Source organism: Azospirillum sp. B21, from assembly GCF_008364825.1.
GTDB lineage: Bacteria > Pseudomonadota > Alphaproteobacteria > Azospirillales > Azospirillaceae > Azospirillum.
The window spans coordinates 23295-42919 of the sequence record NZ_VTTO01000012.1 but is presented as its reverse complement, the minus strand read 5'-3'; the positions used below and the strand labels follow the sequence as shown (position 1 = coordinate 42919).

Annotated in this window: 21 protein-coding genes; 15 read left to right on the top strand and 6 right to left on the bottom strand. The window is 65.3% G+C overall.

The genetic code is table 11. From position 1 onward, the window contains the following. Positions 1-82: 82 nt before the first annotated feature. Positions 83-2482: a heavy metal translocating P-type ATPase gene (locus FZ983_RS23920; RefSeq protein WP_149226119.1), complete on the top strand. Its 2400-nt coding sequence runs from the start codon at positions 83-85 to the stop codon at positions 2480-2482. Between the two features lie 75 nt (positions 2483-2557). On the opposite strand, the gene FZ983_RS23915 is transcribed toward FZ983_RS23920, so the two are convergent. The 6 genes from FZ983_RS23915 to FZ983_RS23890 form a co-directional block, all read right to left on the bottom strand. After that, entirely contained in the window at positions 2558-3325 is a 768-nt protein-coding gene (locus tag FZ983_RS23915; RefSeq protein ID WP_149226117.1) for a YkgJ family cysteine cluster protein, read from the bottom strand. Positions 3326-3341: 16 nt separating this feature from the next. Beyond that, the gene (locus tag FZ983_RS23910) at positions 3342-3815 is read right to left on the bottom strand and encodes a YchJ family protein (protein WP_149226115.1); all 474 of its coding nucleotides are present in this window, start codon (positions 3813-3815) and stop codon (positions 3342-3344) included. A 31-nt stretch (positions 3816-3846) separates the two neighbouring features. Continuing rightward, positions 3847-4272 carry a YqaA family protein gene (locus FZ983_RS23905; RefSeq protein ID WP_149226113.1) on the bottom strand — a complete coding sequence of 142 codons (426 nt, stop codon included), beginning with the start codon at positions 4270-4272 and terminating at the stop codon, positions 3847-3849. Between the two features lie 68 nt (positions 4273-4340). After that, positions 4341-5012, bottom strand: a complete 672-nt coding sequence (locus tag FZ983_RS23900; protein WP_149226111.1) for a transmembrane anchor protein — start codon at positions 5010-5012, stop codon at positions 4341-4343. Positions 5013-5030: 18 nt separating this feature from the next. Then, positions 5031-5699 carry a HupE/UreJ family protein gene (locus FZ983_RS23895; protein ID WP_247883949.1) on the bottom strand — a complete coding sequence of 223 codons (669 nt, stop codon included), beginning with the start codon at positions 5697-5699 and terminating at the stop codon, positions 5031-5033. Positions 5700-5817: 118 nt separating this feature from the next. Beyond that, on the bottom strand, positions 5818-6189 hold the full coding sequence (locus FZ983_RS23890) for a hypothetical protein (protein WP_149226107.1): 372 nt from the start codon (positions 6187-6189) through the stop codon (positions 5818-5820). A gap of 189 nt (positions 6190-6378) precedes the next feature. Here FZ983_RS23890 and FZ983_RS23885 point away from each other — a divergent pair, with 189 nt between their 5' ends. The 14 genes from FZ983_RS23885 (at position 6379) to FZ983_RS23825 (ending at position 19561) form a co-directional block, all read left to right on the top strand. Continuing rightward, on the top strand, positions 6379-6648 hold the full coding sequence (locus tag FZ983_RS23885) for a metal-sensing transcriptional repressor (protein WP_149226105.1): 270 nt from the start codon (positions 6379-6381) through the stop codon (positions 6646-6648). Positions 6649-6657: 9 nt separating this feature from the next. Further along, positions 6658-7875, top strand: coding sequence for a nickel/cobalt efflux transporter (locus tag FZ983_RS23880; RefSeq protein ID WP_149226103.1), 1218 nt, complete (start codon positions 6658-6660; stop codon positions 7873-7875). After that, complete coding sequence (locus FZ983_RS34275; protein ID WP_188092484.1) at positions 7865-8038, top strand: hypothetical protein; 174 nt, start codon at positions 7865-7867, stop codon at positions 8036-8038. The genes FZ983_RS23880 and FZ983_RS34275 overlap by 11 nt, the downstream gene beginning before the upstream one ends. A 51-nt stretch (positions 8039-8089) precedes the next feature. Continuing rightward, positions 8090-9415 (top strand): MFS transporter, encoded by a 1326-nt coding sequence (locus FZ983_RS23875; RefSeq protein WP_149226101.1) that lies wholly within the window; start codon positions 8090-8092, stop codon positions 9413-9415. A gap of 9 nt (positions 9416-9424) precedes the next feature. Next, positions 9425-10378 carry a GNAT family N-acetyltransferase gene (locus tag FZ983_RS23870; RefSeq protein ID WP_149226099.1) on the top strand — a complete coding sequence of 318 codons (954 nt, stop codon included), beginning with the start codon at positions 9425-9427 and terminating at the stop codon, positions 10376-10378. A 978-nt stretch (positions 10379-11356) separates the two neighbouring features. Then, the gene (locus FZ983_RS23865) at positions 11357-11830 is read left to right on the top strand and encodes a DUF411 domain-containing protein (protein WP_149226097.1); all 474 of its coding nucleotides are present in this window, start codon (positions 11357-11359) and stop codon (positions 11828-11830) included. Between the two features lie 24 nt (positions 11831-11854). After that, positions 11855-12484, top strand: coding sequence for a hypothetical protein (locus FZ983_RS23860; RefSeq protein WP_149226095.1), 630 nt, complete (start codon positions 11855-11857; stop codon positions 12482-12484). A gap of 411 nt (positions 12485-12895) precedes the next feature. Further along, a complete protein-coding gene (locus tag FZ983_RS23855; protein WP_188092483.1) occupies positions 12896-15010 on the top strand; it encodes a ParB/RepB/Spo0J family partition protein in 2115 nt (704 codons plus the stop codon). Positions 15011-15079: 69 nt separating this feature from the next. Then, on the top strand, positions 15080-15532 hold the full coding sequence (locus tag FZ983_RS23850; protein WP_149226091.1) for a hypothetical protein: 453 nt from the start codon (positions 15080-15082) through the stop codon (positions 15530-15532). Between the two features lie 765 nt (positions 15533-16297). Further along, positions 16298-16477, top strand: a complete 180-nt coding sequence (locus FZ983_RS23845; protein ID WP_149226088.1) for a hypothetical protein — start codon at positions 16298-16300, stop codon at positions 16475-16477. A gap of 27 nt (positions 16478-16504) precedes the next feature. Beyond that, positions 16505-17908 carry a DEAD/DEAH box helicase gene (locus FZ983_RS23840; protein ID WP_149226086.1) on the top strand — a complete coding sequence of 468 codons (1404 nt, stop codon included), beginning with the start codon at positions 16505-16507 and terminating at the stop codon, positions 17906-17908. A gap of 77 nt (positions 17909-17985) precedes the next feature. Then, positions 17986-18447 carry a hypothetical protein gene (locus tag FZ983_RS23835; RefSeq protein WP_188092482.1) on the top strand — a complete coding sequence of 154 codons (462 nt, stop codon included), beginning with the start codon at positions 17986-17988 and terminating at the stop codon, positions 18445-18447. 158 nt (positions 18448-18605) lie between these two features. Continuing rightward, positions 18606-18881, top strand: a complete 276-nt coding sequence (locus tag FZ983_RS23830; protein WP_149226082.1) for a hypothetical protein — start codon at positions 18606-18608, stop codon at positions 18879-18881. Between the two features lie 41 nt (positions 18882-18922). Further along, positions 18923-19561, top strand: coding sequence for an HNH endonuclease family protein (locus FZ983_RS23825; RefSeq protein WP_149226080.1), 639 nt, complete (start codon positions 18923-18925; stop codon positions 19559-19561). Positions 19562-19625 lie beyond the last annotated feature (64 nt).

The window sequence follows — 19625 nt, the reverse complement described above, 5'->3', positions numbered from 1 at the left end:
AGTCACCGCCACACCAGGAAGCGGGGGCGCCGCCGCGCAACACCGCGTTACCGACGCCGAGCCTGCGAAGGGAGAAGCGAACATGAACGACCTGCACCATGGCCATGGGCATCAGCCCGGACATGACCATTCTGGTCACCATCATCACGCAGGAGCCGACGACCATGGGACGGTCAAAGACCCTGTCTGCGGCATGATGGTCGACCCGGAGAGGACCGCGCACCACGCGGAGCATGACGGGCACAGCTTCCACTTTTGCTCGGCGCGCTGCCACGACAAGTTCGTCGCCGCCCCGGAGCAATACCTGAAGCCGGAAGCCAAGCCCGCGGCACCGGAGCAGGCCGGGCAAGCCTCGTCGCAGAAGGGGATCATCTACACCTGCCCGATGCACCCGGAAATCCGCCAGGAGGGGCCGGGCAACTGCCCGATCTGCGGCATGGCTCTGGAACCGGTGGGTGCCAGCCTCGAAGAGGGGCCGAACCCGGAACTCGTCGACATGACCCGGCGCTTCTGGATCGGCTTGGTGCTCAGCGTGCCGCTGCTGGTCTTGGAGATGGGCAGCCACATTCCGGCCCTTGGCCTTCATGACCTGGTGCCGCCGCGCCTCTCCATCTGGATTCAGTTCCTCCTGGCGACGCCGGTCGTGCTGTGGGCCGGCTGGCCGCTGCTGGAGCGCGGCTGGCACTCGTTCCGGCGGCGCAGCCTGAACATGTTCAGCCTGATCGCGCTCGGGGTCGGCGTTGCCTACCTCTTCAGCTTGGCCGCGACCTTTCTGCCCGATCTCTTCCCGGGTAGCTTCCGGAGCATGGACGGGGTGGTGGCCGTCTACTACGAGGCCGCCGCTGTCATCACCGTGCTGGTGCTGCTCGGCCAGGTGCTGGAACTGCGCGCCCGTGAACAGACCGGTGGCGCCATCCGGGCGCTGCTGAACCTGACGCCCAAGACGGCCCGCCGCATCAAGGAGAGCGGTGAGGATGATGAGGTTTCCCTCGACCAGGTCCGGGTCGGCGATCGGCTGCGTGTCCGTCCCGGCGACGGGGTGCCGGTCGACGGCGAGGTGCTCGAGGGGCGCAGCGCCGTGGACGAGTCGATGGTAACCGGCGAGAGCATGCCAGTGGAGAAGGAGCCCGGCGCCAAGGTGATCGGCGGCACCGTGAACCAGACGGGCGCCCTGGTGATGCGGGCCGAGAAGGTCGGCTCCGACACCATGCTGTCGCGCATCGTGACCATGGTGGCCGAAGCCCAGCGCTCTCGCGCCCCCATCCAGCGGATGGCCGATGTCGTGTCTGGCTACTTCGTCCCGGCGGTCATCCTGGTCGCGCTCCTCGCCTTCGGCGGCTGGATGGTCTGGGGGCCGGACCCCGCCTTCGCTTACGCGCTGATCGCGGCGGTCTCGGTGCTCATCATCGCGTGCCCCTGTGCCCTGGGGCTGGCGACGCCGATGTCGATCATGGTCGGGGTGGGAAAGGGGGCGACGGCCGGCGTGCTGATCAAGGACGCCGCAAGCCTGGAGCGGTTCGAAAAGGTCGACACGCTGGTGGTCGACAAGACCGGCACGCTGACCGAGGGAAAGCCGCGGGTGACCGCGGTCGTCCCGGCGGCTGGCATCGACGAGGCGGAGCTTCTTTCCCTGGCAGCCAGTCTGGAGCGGTCAAGTGAACATCCCCTGGCGGCTGCCATCGTCGCGTCCGCCAGGGAGCGGGGGTTGCCGTTGCAGGAGGTCACCGACTTCGGCTCGGTGACCGGCAAGGGTGTGGTCGGAAGGGTTGGCGGCCGGGAGGTCCTGCTCGGCAATGCTGCGATGATGCGGGACCGGGGCGTGGTCCTGCGCGACCTGGATGCACGCGCCGACGAGCTGCGGCGGGAGGGGGCGACGGCTCTGTTCGCCGCGGTGGACGGCCGCCCCGGCGGCGTGATCGCGGTGGCCGATCCGATCAAGGCGAGCACGCCGCATGCACTGGAGACGCTGCGCGCCGATGGGGTGCGCATCGTCATGCTGACCGGCGACAACCGGACCACCGCGGAGGCGGTGGCACGCCGTCTGGGCATCGACGAGGTCGAGGCCGAGGTCCTGCCCGACCAGAAGCATCAGGTCGTGCGGAAGCTGAAGGCGGAGGGCCGCGTGGTCGCCATGGCCGGCGACGGCGTCAACGATGCTCCCGCACTCGCCGAAGCGGACGTCGGGGTCGCCATGGGCACCGGAACGGAGGTGGCGATCCAGAGCGCCGGCGTGACGCTGGTGAAGGGCGACCTCGCCGGCATCGCCCGGGCCCGGGTGCTGAGCCGCGCCACCATGGGCAACATCCGGCAGAACCTGTTCCTCGCCTTCGTCTACAATGCGCTCGGGGTGCCGGTGGCGGCCGGCGTCTTCTATCCCTTGTTCGGCTGGACGCTGAGTCCGATCATCGCGGCCGCCGCCATGGCGCTGAGTTCAGTGTCGGTCATCGGCAATGCGTTGCGCTTGCGGATGACGAGCCTTTAGGTATGGGTCTACCACCGATGATTGGCCTTACCCGCGGACCGGTTCAGATCCGCACTCACATGGCGGCCGCCGATCTCAGGCGGGCCTGCGCCGGGCAAGGCTCTCCATCTCCTTGGCCCATCCACTGTAGTTGCGGTGGTAGTCGCGCAGGGCCGCATCGCCCTTCGTCCGCTCCGCCATCGCCTGGAACAAGGGGGCCTGGGCTGCGGCGATTTCCGCGGCATCCGGCCGGCGGGTGGCGGTGAGGAAGGAGGACAGGCTGGTGACCAGATTGCCGCCGGTCGGCTTGGCCGCCAGCTTCGCCAGCTCGTCGACGATCCACGGCATGTATTTCAGCACATAGTCGGCATAGCGCTGGATCACCGGCGCCTGGTCGAGCAGGTCGTCCCGCTCGCGGTCGAAATCCGCACGTTCGAGGATCGCGTGATTGCTGTAGACGACCGGCGCCGCCGCAGAGATGTCGCATTGCCAGCCCTTGCGCGGGATCAGCAGGTCGGCTTGGTCCTTCTCCTCGCGGTAGGGGTAGAAGGGCATGGTGCGGCAGCGCGACGGCTTGTCGTCATGGATGCCGCACAGCCCGTCCTCGCGCAGTTCCGGACAGGGGTAGGAGGTCGGCAGATAAGCGGTCGGCACGATCAGCACCGCCACCGTCTTGCGGTTGGGCAGACGCACCGTCGCGCCCAGCCTGGTCGCCAGCTCGTAGGAGCGGGCGTTCGCCCGCACCGGTGTCCACACCATCGCCAGCGGAAAGCGGCCGGCATGGGCGACGGCGTCCTTCAGCGTCAGCGGCAGCCAGCCATGACAGCACTTGCCGCAGGCGGTGCAGGAGAAACGCGGTTCCATGGCGCCGTCCCTCCGCTCACTTGCCGCAGCAAGCTTTGTATTTCTTGCCCGACCCGCAGGGGCAGGGCTCGTTGCGTCCGACCTTGACCACGCGGCGCGGCTCCCCCTTAGGGTTCACCTCGCCGCTGACATAGAGCCAGTGCCCATCCTCCCGGCGGAAGCTCGCCCGCTCGTGGTGGCGCATATCGTTGCCGTCCCGGCGGAAATGGATCAGGAACTCGACCGTTCCGACATCACCCTCCTCGCTGGCGCGCAGGATGTCGAGCCGCTGCCATTCCGACTCGTCCGCCACCCGTTCGGCTTCGCCACGGTTGAAGTCCTCGCGGATTTCCGGCGCATGGGTGCGCTCGACATGGTCCAGCTCGTGGCGGACGAAGGCGGTGTAGCGCGACCGCATCAGGGCTTCAGCGGTCGGCGCCGGCTCTCCGGCCAGGATGGGACCACAGCACTCTTCGAAGGAGCGGCCGGAACCGCAGGGACAAGACGACATGATTGGTCCTCGGTTGCACGCAATAAGGGACTTAGACAGCGACCACCAGCGCCACGTAACGGGCAGCCTTGCCGATGGTCACCAACAGCAGGAATATCCAGAAATTCTCCCGCAGGATGCCGGCGACCAGGGTCAGCGGATCACCGATGAAGGGAGCCCAGGCCAGCAGCAGCGACCACACCCCCCATTTCTGGTACCAGGCGGTGGCGCGGTCGATCAGCGACGCCTTGACCGGAAACCAGCGCCGGCCGCTGAAGTGGATCAGGTAGCGGCCGAGCAGCCAGTTCACCACCGATCCCAGCACATTGCCGACGGTGGCGACGAGCACCAGCGTCAGCGTCGAATGGGTCTCGGCCATGTGCATGCCGGCCAGCACCACCTCCGACTGGGCCGGCAGGATCGTTGCGGCCAGCAGCGCGGCACTGAACAGGCCGGCCAAACCGGCGAGATCGTCCATGTGGCCTCCGAGGGCATGTCGGCAAAAGGCGGGGCCGGCGCCTGACGGCACAGGCCCCGCCCATGGGCTCACTTCACGCGCTTGAGGTCGCTGTAGGCGCCGCTGGCGGTCAGGGTGACGGTGACGGGCACATCACCGCGGTTGCGCCAGAACCAGCCATGGTGGCCATCGAAGGCGGCCGTCAGCACGCCGTCGTCGCCGGCGATGCCGCGGCCCTTCTTGTAGCTGTGCGTCGCGTTCGGATTGCCGGTCGGCTCGCCGTGGGTGTCATGGTTGACCGTCCCACCCTCGGACTTCCAGCTGTAGGTCAGTCTCGCATCCTTGGTCATCACCGCCTTGACCTCGGCCCCTTCGCCGGGCTTCAGCGTGACCTTCACCGTGTCGGACTGGGCGGCCTGGGCGATTTGCACCGGCAGCGTCTGCGCGGCGGCCGGCGAGACGACCAGCCCGGCCAGGAGATTGCCGATCGCCTCCAGGTCGAAGCTCTGCTTGCCGTCCGGGGCCGCCCCTTGGGCGCCGGGGCGGTCCGCCTCGGCTTCCTCCTGGAGCTGGACCTTGATCTCACCCATCTGGGTCAGACCGAGCACCCGGCCGAGGCCGGTGGGGTCGATGCCGTGTTCGGCCGGCAGCACGGCGGTGACCAGCAGGACCGCGGCGATCGCCGCGGCGATCGCGGTGGAGCGCAGCAGCTGGGTCGAGGACGGCAGTTCGGACACAGGGGGAATGTTGGCGTTGAACATGGTGGCGAAATCCTTGGATCAGGCAGCGACGGCCCAGCCGGTCAGCTGATATCCGATCAGCAGGAACCCGGCGGTCATCATCGCGACGTTGGCGGTGTAGGCATGGCGCAGGAAGCCGTCGGTACGGCGCCAGAAGCCCATGACGATCAGGATGGCGGAGAGCGCCAGCATCTGGCCGACCTCCACGCCGACGTTGAAGGACAGCAGATTCGGGATCAGCCCGTCCGGGGCGATCTCGAACTCACGGATCTTGGTGGCCAGGCCGAAGCCGTGGAACAGGCCGAAGACCAGCGTCGCCGCCTTGGTGTTCGGCTGCACGCCGAACCAGCGGCGGTAGGCACCGAGGTTGTCGAGCGCCTTGTAGACGACCGACAGCCCGATGATGGCGTCGATCAGGTAGGCGCTGGCGCTGGTGTCCCACAGCACGCCGAGCAGCAGCGTGGTCGAATGGCCGAGCGCGAACAGGCTGACATAGATGGCAACATGTTCGAGCTTGTAGAGGAAGAAGACCACCCCGAACAGGAACAGCAGGTGATCATAGCCGGTCACCATGTGCTTGGCGCCGAGATAGAGGAAGGGCAGCAGGTTCATCCCGGAGATCTCCTGGATGTACCCCTTGTCGCCCTGGGTGACACCATGGGCGAGGGCGTCGGCACCGGCGAGCGCCAGAGCCGCGAAGACGAGCATGGGAAGGGCGGCACGGGCCGCGCCGGGGCACGGCGAGCCCCCTCGCAAAACTGGGATCATGGTTCAAATCCGCTGACGGTTCGCTGAAAGGCCACCGCGGCAAGGCGGCGGGCGGAACTCATGCGTGACCGTCAGGCCGGGGTGGGCGATCCCGAGGCTGGGGAGCATGGCCGGCATCCGGATCGGAGGCGACCCGGCGCCATGCATCGGCATCCCCATCGACCGCCGACCGCAGGGACGTGCCGGACATCAGGGTGTCGTGGGAGTGGTCGGCCGGGTTGTGGCCGTGCGTGTGCCCGGCGGCGCGGTCCCGGTTGTTCCCATCATCGTCATGGCTGTGGCCGCCATCCCCGTCCGCCTGCACCAGGATCGAGGCGTCGTTCAACACCCCGCCGGCCGGCACGGCATGGCTTGCGAAGGCCACGATGCCGATGGCCACCACCAGGATGGTGAGCAGGCGCAGCAGGGTTGGCAGGAACGCGGACGACATCGGGACCTTGGCTGAGGGGCGGAACGGGTGCCGGCCATGCCGGTATTGATCCTATCCAGGGGGATAGAGCAAGATCAGGGGCGCGGTCAACACCGCTCGGCATGCCACTCAACCAAAGCACAGTGGGAAGATCGGCAGCTGCCACCATCAGCCTTGACTCTATCCTATCCAGGGGGATACCACCAAGCCATGAGCACGCACCACAGCCACCCCGACATCATCAAGCGTCTCAAGCGGGCCGACGGCCATCTGCGCGGCATCATCGAGATGATCGAAGCCGGGCGGCCGTGCCTGGACATCGCCCAGCAGCTGCATGCGGTGGAGAGCGCCGTGCGCGAGGCCAAGAAGGTGCTGATCCACGATCACCTGGACCACTGCCTGGATGCGGCAATCGATGCCACCCCCGCCCAGACGCGGGCATCGGTCGCCGAGTTCAAGGCGATCACGAAATACCTGTAGGGACTTGCCATGCCTGAGTTCTCCGCCCTCCTGCAGCAAGGCGCCTCGAACGCCTGGCTGTTCATCCCGAGCGCCATCCTGCTCGGCGCCCTGCACGGGCTGGAGCCGGGCCATTCCAAGACGATGATGGCGGCCTTCATCGTCGCCATCCGCGGCACCGTCACCCGGGCGGTTCTGCTCGGTCTGGCCGCCACCGTGTCCCATACGCTGGTGGTCTGGGCCGTGGCGCTCGGAGGGATGTGGATCGGCCGGGGCTGGAGCGCCGAGACGACCGAGCCCTATTTCCAGCTCGCCTCGGCGGTGCTGATCATCGCGGTGGCGGTGTGGATGGCGGCGCGGACCTGGCGGGAGCAGCGGCACGACGGGCACGACCACTCCCACGGCGACGAGACCCACCGCATCGATACCGGCCACGGCGACGTGCTGGTGCTGGAGGTCTTCGAGGATGGCGTCCCGCCCCGGTTCCGTATCCGCTCCGAGCGGCAGGGCCGACAAGCCCCCGCGCCGAACGCCGCCACCGTAACGGTGGAGACGCTGCGGCCCGACGGCACGCTGCAGCAGTTCTCGTTCCTTGATGAGGGCGACTTTCTCGAGTCGGTCGAAGAGATTCCTGAGCCGCACGAGTTCGTCGCCACCGTCCGGGTCGGCCATGCCGGCCATGTGCACGAGTACCCGGTGCGCTTCACCGAGCATGCCCATCGCCATGAGGCGGCCAGCGGTCACCACCATCATCACGGCCATGGACATGAGCACGGCCATGGCGAGCGAGACCACGCACCGGCTGGCGCGCTGGATCTCGGGCAGGTCGGCTATCAGGACGCGCATGAGCGGGCGCATGCTCGCGACATTCGGCGCCGCTTTGCCGGCCGGCAGATCACCACCGGGCAGATCATCGTATTCGGCCTGACAGGCGGGCTGATTCCCTGCCCGGCGGCGATCACCGTGCTGCTGCTGTGCCTCCAACTCAAGGAGGTCACCCTCGGCGCCGCGCTGGTGGTGTGCTTCAGCATCGGTCTGGCCCTGACCCTGGTGGCTGCGGGGGCGATCGCCGCGCTCGGCATGCGCCATACCGAACGCCGCTGGTCGGGTGCCTTCAGCAGCTTCGCCCGCCGCGCCCCCTACCTGTCGAGCGCCGTTATCATCCTGGTCGGACTCTATGTCGGCATCCACGCTCTGCAGGGGCTGGGTTACACGCTGGCCTGGATCGGAGGAACCCATGTGTCGTGACGCCGTGACCCGCGCCTACCGCGCCCTGGTGGCGGATGGGGTTCCCCACCGCCACGCCGTGGAGGCCGCCGCCGTCATCCACCATTGGCACCATCCCGGCACCCCGCTCAAGGAGAGCCTGGACGTGGTCGAGACTTGGGTCATGCCGTCCACGCTGCATTGACCCTCAGAAGACCGGAGGACGCCGGCTCCTGTCCAACGCAAGGGTGAAACGATGCTGACGATCCTGGCCAACCGGAGCTACCGCCATCTGTTCCTGGCCCAGGTGATCGCGCTGGTCGGCACCGGGCTGGCGACCGTGGCGCTCGGGCTGCTTGCCTACGATCTCGCCGGCGCCGATGCCGGCGCGGTGCTGGGCACCGCACTCGCCATCAAGATGGTGGCCTATGTCGGTGTCGCCCCAGTCGCCGGCGCCTTCGCCAGCCTCTGGCCACGGCGGACAATGCTGGTGGCCCTCGATCTCGTCCGGGCGAGTGTGGCGGTGGCGCTGCCCTTCGTCACCGAGGTCTGGCAGGTCTACGGCCTCATCTTTGTGCTGCAGGCGGCATCGGCCGCCTTCACTCCGACCTTCCAAGCCACCATCCCGGACGTGCTGCCCGACGAGGGCGAATACACCCGCGCGCTCTCGCTGTCGCGGCTGGCCTACGACCTCGAGAGTGTCGTCAGCCCGATGCTGGCGGCCGCCCTGCTGACGGTGGTCAGCTTCCACGCCCTGTTCGCCGGCACCGTCGTCGGCTTCCTGATCTCCGTGGCCCTGGTGGTGTCGGTCATCCTGCCGAGCCCGCGGGCCGACGCCGCGGCCCAGGGCGGCATCTACGACCGCATGACGCGCGGCATCCGTCTCTACCTCGCCACGCCGCGCCTGCGCGGGCTGCTGGCGCTGAACCTTGCCATCGCCGCCGCCAGTTCGATGGTGATCGTCAACACGGTGGTGCTGGTCCAGGCGCGCTACGGCCTCGACCAGACGGCGACGGCGGTGGCGCTCGTCGCCTTCGGTGGCGGCTCGATGATCGCCGCCCTGGCCCTGCCGCGTCTGCTCGACACCCTGCCGGACCGCCGGGCCATGCTCGGCGGAGCAACGGTCCTGGTCATCGGCTTGGCCGCCGGCACGCTGCTGCCGGGCTACGGCTGGCTGCTGCCGCTGTGGCTGGCACTCGGGCTCGGCTATTCGCTGGCCCAAACCCCGACCGGCCGCCTGCTGAAACGTTCGGCGCATCCAGCCGACCGGCCCGCGCTGTTCGCGGCACAGTTCGCACTGTCGCACGCCTGTTGGCTGCTCACCTATCCGCTGGCCGGCTGGCTGGGGGCAACTGCCGGATTGGACACGGCCTTCGGCGTCCTCGCCGCTCTCGCAGCGGCGGCGGTCGGGCTGGCGGCCCTGCTGTGGCCGGTGGATGATCCGGCCGAACTGCCGCACACCCATGACAACCTGCCACCCGGCCACCCGCACCTGGCCGGAGCCGAGCACACCGGGACCGGGCACCGTCACAGCCATGCGCTGGTGATCGACGGTGAGCACCCGGTTTGGCCCGAACGCTGACCGCACGCCATGATCACGGATCCGACCGTCACTATCCTGTGGAACGAGGGCACCGTCGGCGAGTGGGGACGGCATTACGCCGCGATCCCGCGCTCGACACTGCCGCAGAGCTTCGGCTACGCAAGCGCGATGGCCAAGACGCGCGGCTACGTCCCGCGCCTTGGCCTCATTCAGCAGGGGGAGCGTCCGATCGGGCTGTTGCAGGTGCTGCAGCGCCGGTCGCTGAAGCTGTTCCGTCAGACCCACATTCACCGCGGGCCGCTGTGGCTAGGCGGGACGCCGACGCCGGAGACAGCCGAGGCGGTGTTCCGTCTGCTGCGTCGGGAGTACCCGAACCACCTGTTCAGCCGCGTCAGCGTCCTGCCCGAATTGCCGGCCTCGCCGGAGATGGCGGCTGTGCTGGAGCGCTGCGGCTTCCGTCGCATCGCGCCCGGCTACCAGACGGTCTGGCTCGACCTGTCGCCGAAGCTGGAGGCGATCCGCACCCGCTTTGCCGGCCCGTGGCGCAAGGGGTTGCGGGCCGCGGAGGCGGCCGGCTTGGTCCTCGATGTCGACCCGGCAGCGCAGAACCTGCCGTGGCTGGTGCGGCAGGACCAGAAACAGGCGCAAACCAAGGGATACCGCAGTGCCTCGGGGACGCTCATCGTCCGGTTGCGCAACGCGCTGCATAAGGCCGGCGGGGTGCTGATGATCACGGCGCTTGCTGGAAAGGAACCGGTGGCCGCCGGACTGTTGTTCATCCATGGGCAGGCGGCGACCTACCAGATCGGCTGGTCCAACGCGGCGGGGCGGAAGAGCAACGCCATGCGGCTGGTGCTGTGGCGGGCGATCGAAGAGCTGAAGAAGCGCGGTGTCACCGCGCTCGATCTCGGCGGAATCAACCCGGACGATGCCCCCGGCGTCACCGAGTTCAAGCTTGGCTTGGGTGGCGAGGCGGTGGAGACGCCTGGGCTGTATCGTTGAGACCACTGGCGGGCGGGCTGCTCCGGCCGGTTTCGCATCTGCTTTGCGCACCCGTCTGGTCGCCGGTATCCGCCTCCTTGCCCAGGATGGCGGACCGGCCTCCTCCGGAGGGCGAACATGCCGGAAAAAGGCGGCGCTGGAGGCGGCAAACGGACTGAAGGACATGGCCGCAGGCGGCATTACCAGTTCAGTATCCCGCGGTTCGAGGTAGTGTAGGACTGAGCATACCAGTGCCGTCCGCAATGGGAACGTCTATCGCGACCAAAGCCCAATCGGCCGTGAGAAGCCAGCAGTCGGTAGAGGATGTAATACAACGCCATCGTCCCGGCAGGCGCCGCCGGAATGCCAAGTTGGCTGAAGATCTGTTTGTCTGGAGCATCGGCAAACCAGTGATCGCCGACACTCGCGTATAGGAAAGATCCCGATTGTCAAAGATTTTGCTGCTGTGCAACAATCAGGTATGCAGGCACGATACCGAATCGCATGGGACGTTACCGGTTGGGTGGTGATCGACATGACGTCCGACCAGATCGCGGAGTACAACGCGCGTCCGCTGATGGGGCTTTTGCCAGAGGATGCTGAGAACATTTGCAGCATGCTAAATGCCAACCTCACGCCCTCCATTAGGCAATTTGGGTAACTTACCTATAAATTCCCCCGACTATTCACATATGCCTTGCCGGTCGAGGGCTGCCGTGTGAGGCCACTAGAGGTGGTCGAACCCGCCTGCCGGCAATGTCTCATGCACTGCGATCCAATTTCGGTAATCTCGGGTCCGTCTCAAACATTGTAGTTCCCGTCTCACCGAATGTGAGCCAGAGCCTGCTTTGCGTCTCAGCCAATCCGGTCCTGGAGTCCGTCAAAATCTCGGGTCCGGCCGCCGATGATCTCGGGCCGCTACATCTATGGAAGGCGAGGGAGACACCTTCACCGGTCTAATCTTCCCGCAACGGAAACGAGCCATTCAACAGGTGCACCATGATCCATGTCGAACGCCGCAGCTTCCTTCGTGGAGCCCTCGCCCTCGCCGCCGCCAGCATCGTCGTTCCGGCCGCCATACAGCCGCTCGCCGCCGCCGGCGTTCCTGAGCTGCGGGTATATCGGGATGCCTCCTGTGGATGCTGCGGCGCCTGGGTGAAGCGGATGGAGGCCGAGGGGTTCCACCCGAGCGTCATCATGGTCGACGATCTCGCGCGCAAGAAGGCTGAACTTAGTCTGCCTGATTCCCTCTGGTCGTGCCATTCGGCGACGATTGACGGTTATGTGATTGAGGGGCACGTTCCGCCCAGTTCCGTGAAACGCTTGCTCACGGAGCGACCCAGCGCCCGAGGAATTGCCGTACCCAATATGCCAATGGGTGCGCCGGGTATGGAACTGGATGGGCGGAAGGAGACCTATGCGGTTATGATCTTCGCCGAAGGCGCCGATCCAGCCGTGTGGGAATGGCATTGATCCCTAACGGGAGGCCCGGATCTCATGAGGCTGCTCCATTTCGTTGCCGTTACCTTCGCCCTCCTGGGGGTGGCGGCGTGCGCCCGGTTTCCGTTGGGCATGTCGGAGTCCGAGTTCAAGGCGCTGTCGGCCGAACAGCAGCTTGAGGCTCGCAGCAAACAGGCGGAACTGGACACGGCCGAGGAACGCCGCCGTGCAGAGGAGCTGGCCGCCCGGCGCCAGGAGCGGGCGGCTTACATGGCGCGGCTCAATGCTGGCGGGGTGTTCGCGGGGCCGATGCTGGGGTCTTGGGGTGGTGCGGTCCCCTACCCGGTTCCGGTGCCGGTTCCCAGCAACCCGATCGCAAGCGCCTACTCGCGCATCCTAATCGTGGGCGGCGTGGTGAACGTGCCGGTCGGGGACGGTTTTGTCAGGACGAGGCGCGACTGGCGACCGGCGCTCCCAGTACCCATCGTTCTGGCTGAGGGTGAAACCGCACTCATTGAGATCGAGCGCGCCGACGGGAAACCCGGTTCGAACACGCTGCGCGTCGCGCGTCTGAGCGGGACAATCATCGTCGGATACGATCAGGAGATCTATCCTCTGGCCGGAACCTATCCGCTCGAAATTAGCGGAGTGATCCGCGGTGCGGTGATCTCAATTGCACCGGGGTGATCCCATCCAGGGGGGCGCAGTGTTGAAGTCGCAAAACGGGAAGAGGACGGCGCGGGAGGCTTCGCCGTCCTCACTCCTTTTGCGGCGCGCTTACCCGGAGCAGACGAGAGCGTTCATTGCCCATTGTTCTGGCTGCGTGCTGGCCGCCAGGAGCGGTATTTATTTTCAAGACCCGGAACCGCATGAGCCGACACTCACTGAATATTTTTTTAGGGAACGCCATTTTCTAAAAGAGACGATGAGGATCTCTGTCGTCTGCTTCTGACGCCGGGGCGTTGACAAATATTCGACCTAGACGGTAGAAAAAAGATTGGAGCAACGCATTTTTGTGCTTGCGCTTATGCGCTCTGTACGATGTATTTGTCCCTGTGCATCGCGTTTCCCCAACGCACTACAGCAGGGACACATACCATGATAAAGTCTATTGCCCTTTCAAATCTCCGCCGGTCGGACCGTAACGTTCGGAAGACCTATCCGTTTGCTGATATCGAGTCTATGGCGGCTGATATCAAGGCGCGAGGTGTGCTCCAAAACCTGATCGTCATTCCAACCGAGGCAAACGACGACACCTTTGAAGTCGTTGGCGGCGGGCGGCGTCTGGCCGCTTTGGAACTCCTGCGGACAAAAGGGGAGATCGACGGGACTTACGCCGTCGATTGCGCGGTCCGGGATGCTGACGAGGCCGAAGAGGTGTCGCTTGCGGAGAACGTCCAGCGAGTGAATATGACGCCTGTGGACGAGTACCGGGCGTTTGCCGCGCTTTTGGAGCAGGGCAAGACAGCTGAGAACATTGCCATCCGCTTCGGACTCCCGGTGCGTGCGGTTCAACAGCGTCTGAAACTGGGGCGGCTTAGCCCACGTCTGCTGGACCTGTTCCGTGACGGGAAGATTGACAAGGAAGTGTGCGAGGCGTTCACCCTGAGCGACGATCACGCCATCCAGGAGCGTGTCTACGACGCGCTCAAGCAGTCTCATTCGCTTCACCCCTACCATATCCGGAAAGAATTGGCGCAAGAGCGGGTGCCGGTGACCTCCAAGCTCGGGACCTTTGTTCGTGCGGACTACGTGGCGAAGGGCCTGCCCGTCACCGAGGATCTGTTCAAGGAGGATGGGACTTACCTGGACGACCGCACCGCCGCCCTGGAGATTGCCACCGCAAAGCTGCGGCGCGAGTGCGACCGGCTGGTTGCCGAAGGCTGGGCATGGGCAAAGCCGATGCTGGAATACGATCACGCGGTGCTCGCGTCGATGCGGAGCACTCGACCGGATCAGGAACGTCAACTCACGGCCGATCAGGAAGACGAGCGCTTGGCTCTGGTCGTTGCGCACAACGAGATCCTCTCCCGCTATCACGCGGAACTCACAGTCGGCAGGCCCGGCGGCGCTGCATCTGTGGAGGATGATGCAAAGTTGGAGGACGACGAAGATGACGGAGACTACGAGGACGGTTTCGATGAGGGCGACGAGGACGCTCCCGAGATTCCGCAGGAAGACCTCGACCGCATGGCCGAACTCAAGCGCCTGATTGCCAGGATCGATGCGTCGAAGGGGCGGTTCTACAGCGCCGAACTGAAAGCCAAGGCTGGGGTGTTCGTGCTGATCGGCAGCGACGGCGACTTCGATCTGCGCGAGGGCTACATCGCTCCGGACGCGACTGGTGAAGGCGAGGCCGCGAACGCGCCGCCCGCTGGTACGCTCACGCAGACCGGTTTCGATAGAAGCACCAGCAAGCCTGCGCGAGGGCCGTATACGGCGGCTCTGGTCACAGACCTGGAGGCTCACCGGACCCAAGCCTTCCAGCTGGCTCTTGCGCAGGAACCGCAGTACGCGAAGAGCTATCTGATCTATACGCTATGGGTGAAGCTCTCCATACGCTGCAACATGGCGGCGGCGTCGAATCTGTCGGGGCATTTTGAGCGGCTCTCGGGGAGCGTGGTGAAGATGGGCGAGACGCCCGCTGGTGCCGCCCTCGCCAAATTGCTCGACGCCTTCAAGAGCAGGATCGAACCGGAAAAGAGCTACAGCGGGCGTGAAGTGTTGCTGTTCCAGACCATCCACAGCCTGTCCGACGCCGACAAGGACGCCGTCTTGGCCGTGCTGTTCGCCCAAACAATCAGCGTCAGCTTGTCCGAATATGGCGGCAAGCGGGATGACGTGGTTGAACATATCGGCACCGAGATCGGATGCGATCCGGCTCGCACATGGAGGCCAACCGCGACGGAGTTCTGGTCGCGCGTGTCGAAGGGGTTCGTGCTGGACGAAGTGGCCGTGGTCGGCAAGGGGGTGCAGACTCTCGCCCCAGCCAAGAAGGCCCAGATGGTCAGCACGCTCGACCGGTGGTTCGGATCGCCCGACGCCATCTTGCTCTCTGAGCTTGGCCCCGTTGCCGCGGACGCCGATGGCCCGATCCCGCAGGACATGGTAACGGGCATCCAGCAGTGGCTGCCGCCGGGCATGGCGTTCGCTGCCGAGGCCGAGGACGTGGCAAGCAGCTCGGCGACCGGCGTGGACGAGGAAGCCGCCTGATTTGTGACTAGGGCGCGTGTCCTCTGGTTACGCGCCCTCCCCCACCAGCTCAAGAGCGAGAAGATCGACATGGACCCCCAGATCACGATCTCCGACAAGGAAGCAGCCAGCCTCCTGGTCCTGCTGCAGTTCCTTAAAACCAGCTCGGCGGCACCGGAAGACGCCGAGTTCGCCCATCCGGAAGGCTCCCTCGACGATGCGGAGATCGAATGTCTTTGCCATCGCCTGGAAGCGCACCGGCAAGCCATCGTCGCCGATATCCAGCGCGTCGGTGCTCTGTCGTCGGACACCGACGCCGGCCCGGAAGATGCCGAGGGAGGCGGTGCCCCGGTGCCTTACATCGTCCGCGTTCGAGCCAGCATTGGGGCGGACTATCGCGTTCTCGCCCGCAGTCCTGGACAGGCTGAGAGGAAGGCCCACCGGATCGCCCGCCGGGACGATTGGTCAACTCGCCTCTCCGACAACGACAGCAGCATGGACAGCTTCGTCGTGATCGACTGTCATCGCGAAGATGAGAGCTGACTTGATGATATGCCCGCGAAAGGCGACGGAAACTGACGTCTTTCGAGTGGGACGAGTCAGCGGATGAGACGCTACTCTTCTAGCCCGTGACTACACACGGGAGCTGAACATGGCCGCTGGCAGCAACACGACCATCGCCAAGATAAGCGGGCGAGCAAAACCCAGCGCGATGGCGTGCCCACGCTGCGGCAGCACCCTCAACGGTGTCACTGAGACCCGTACGCAGGCCGATAACAGCATCCGCCGCAAGCGTGCCTGTGCCGGGTGCCAAGGGACCTGGATGACGGTCGAGCGTGCGCTGAGCACCGGTCCGGGGGGCGAACGCGCTCAGATCGGGCTGCGTACCGTCACCAGCCATGGCGCTCATGCGGCTCCGGATACGCAGATTGGTCCTGTCGCTCCATTGGCGCTTTTTCTTCCATGGTTGGAAGACGATGAGCGTGAGCTTCTGCTTCTCGCGCGCCAGCTCCGGCCCGAGGACCGCCGTGTCCTGGGCGACCTAGCGCGGTCGCTGGGGCGCGGGGCAGTGACCGATGTAATGCCAGATGCTGACAGCGCTTAGAAGTTACGACGTGTGAAGATGCGGGAGTGTTAGAGGTTATCTAGGGTGCATGGCAAATGTCTGAGTAAGACCCTGGGCAAGAATGTATTAGTTCAACGATGAGTGCCGAAGAATACTTACGACAGCGGTGTCTTCGCCACTTGTATGATGCGCTCTGTACGATTAATGTGGCCATCAAGAGCCAAAATCGTACAGGGTGGACCATGATCCCTAACGCCATTCAAACCGACTGCATCCCGGTGGGGTACATCGAGGTCTATGGGCGCAAGAGCAGCGCCAATCTGATCCGCGTGGTCGACGGTGATGCACCTGTGACCACGATCAACTGCATCACCCTGGCGGACGCAGCCGGTAGGCGCGGCCGCCACCTTGCTACCGCCTGATCGCCGCGTTCCGCGTCTGAGGCTGACATGAGCCGTCGTCAACTTCGTCCCTACCAGGTCGAGGACCGCGAGAAGATCCTGCGTGCCCTCAGGCAGCGCCGCCACCCCCTTTACGTCTTGCCGACGGGCGGTGGCAAGACCACCACATTTGTGGAGGTGGCGGAAATCGTATCGGGGGCTGGCTGGCCGACCTTGATTCTGACCCACCGGTGGGAATTGCTGAGCCAAGCGTCCCAGACGCTGCATCGCCTGCGGCTGCCGCACGGGTTGATCTATCCCGGCCGCATGCTGGCGCAGGAAGATGTCTATGTCGCTTCCATCGACACGCTGGCGTCCCGCCTCGACAATTATGCGCCGTTCCTGACGAAGATTAGGCTCGTTATCGTCGATGAAGCGCATCACGCCGTCTGCAGCAAGTACATGCGGGTCTTCGAGGCCTTGGATCGAGCCCTGCGTCTCGGTGTGACAGCGACGCCGTTTCGGGCAGACGGCACCGGGCTCAGCCTCGTGTTCGATACCGCGATCGTGGGGCCGAGCATGTCCTGGCTCACGGAGCAAGGGTACCTCGTCCCCGTCGACATCAATGCCCCTCCCCTGCATCTGGATCTTCGCAGCGTCCGGATCAGCTGTGGCGACTATTCGACGTCGGAGTTGGAACGCATTCTGAACAACCCGGAGGTCACCGAGCCTGCCGTGCAACAGTACGCTCGCCTCGCCTCCGGTCGCCCGGCGATCTTCTTCTGCGTCAGCCGCGCCCACTGCGCCCATGTTGCGGAGCAACTCACGAAGGCCGGGTACGCGGCGGTGCCGGTGGACGGGAAGATGCCGGATGAGGTGCGAAACGCCCGGCTGAAGGGACTTGCCGACGGATCGTTGCAGGCGCTGACCAGCTGCGAGCTCGTTTCTGAGGGCACCGATGTACCGAATGTCGAGGTCGGGGTCCTGCTCCGCCCGACCAAGAGCACGGGGCTCTTCCAGCAGCAGGGCGGCCGGTTCACGCGGCCGTCTACCGGAAAGCGAAGGGGCATTCTGATCGACATGGTGGGGAACACCCTGGAGCACGGAATGCTCGACGAGGAGCTGGAATGGTCTCTCGATGGCGACCACGAGCACCGTGAGGTGGCACCGGTTCAGCGCTGCCGGAGATGCTTCCGGGTCACGCGTATCGACGATAGCCGACAGCACTGCCAGGAGTGCGGTGAAGCCTTCACGGCGCGCAAGCTGGCGGCCCTCCCTGCGCCTGAGGATGGGGAGGTGAATCGGCGCAAGGTGATCGCGTCGATGTCGGACGACCAGCTCAAGACCGGAGGGTATGGCACGTTGATGCGGCTCGCCAGATCCGTGGAAGACCTCGAACGGATCGCTCGAGCCAAGAACTACCACCGCGGCTGGGTGCACCACAAAGCGAAGGAGAAGGGACTCGCGGCCTAGAGCCCTCGGGAAAGACGGTCAAAACCGTTGTTTTTCGCCGACGCGCTGCTGGCGCCTGGTCCGTCATAATGGATGTCATGACCATGAGAAATTCGACAGTGCCCTTCCCCACCCTCGCCGAGATTGAACACAATGTTATTCATAGCCCCGCCGAGTGGGTTCGCGATTATACCCGGATGACCGTCGCCGCCATCGACGGTCCCGTTCATCCGCGTGTCGTGTTTGGACACGGGCCCATGGGTGTGTGCCTGCATGAGATCGCCGGTGAGGTGTGGTGGCTGGTGTTCTGGCGCGACAGCGGACGCCTGCTGTCCTGCTGGGAGGATATCCACCAGGCGCAGACCTTTGCCGACACGCTGATGCGGGTTCCCTACATCGACGAGATGCTGGCCGGCATCGACAGCCCGTCTGGCGATCTGCACCGCTGGCTAATCTCCCTGAAGGATGCGGTGATCCGGTTGTCGCTCAACGGCGCGTCCGTTCTCGATCCAACCACCAATCGGCCGGCGCAGCACTTCGAGAACCGTCACTGCACGTAACGGCCTCTGGAGACACCTCATGCCACCCGCCAACGACAACAAGCCGAACACCCGGACCAAGATGCTCTTCGGCGTTCTGCTCGGGTTCTGGCTGGGGGTTATCGTCTCGTACGTTCCACGCCTCGTTTGACCGCCCCGATGAAGGAAGCCATCACACCATGTGCACGCTGTCCAGAGACGCCCAAGTCGTCGCTTACCGCCTGTTTGGAATGGGCGCCGTGACGACCGTAACCTTCGAGCCCCCGCACTTTATCAGCTCACGTGCCCTAGCGGCTTTCGATGAGCTGGCCAGAGCCGGGATGATACAGCCGTTCGACCCTAAGAAGCTGCCGGAGGGCAGCAAAGGTTGGCAGGCGACACCCCGGATCGGGCGGCCGTGGAGCGAAATCCCGGAGCCTACCGAAGCCGAGCTTTTCCAAATCCTCTCCGCGTGATTACCGCCCCGCCTTTTGTCCCGTCGACACGGACACGCACGATGCCCCGCTTCGCTATCCTCATCGCCGCCGCAATGGTGGCCGCCGCTGCCCAACCGGTAGCGGCCCAGCAACTGCCGCCGGCGGCCGCCGAAATGCGCAAGGGCTATGACCGCAAGGCTTGGGGCGATTGGGAGCCTGTGGAAGGGTGCCTGACGACGCGGCACGCAGTGCTGGCTGCCACGTCGCTGGTTCGGCCGCGGCTCCGAAACTGTAAGGTGGTTGCCGGGCTCTGGCGCGATGCCTGGACTGGTGTGGAAATTACCGATCCCAAGAACACGGACATCGATCACGTCGTCCCTGTTCAGGAAGCGCACGACTCCGGGGGGTATCAGTGGGAGACCGCGGTCCGACACCGGTTCTTCAACGACATGGAGAACCTGGTGGTCACCGGCCGCGATGTAAACCAGCGAAAGGGTGCCTATGGCCCCGAGGCATGGCTCCCTGATGGTGAAACCGAACGCTGCTTCTTCGTTCGGCGCTGGATCTACATCAAGCACAAGTGGCAGCTCAGCGCCGATGAGCGGGAACTCCGGGTCCTGCAGACCGTGCTCCATACGTGCCCGGTCGAACAGCCGGTCACCCGAGGGGGGAGCGTAAACCCGACCGCTCCTATCACAGGATCAGAACTCTATCGCTGACTCCAGGACATCCGGCCCGAGCCAGCGGTTTAAATCAGCCGCCCAGATGGCTCCGAATGGCTAC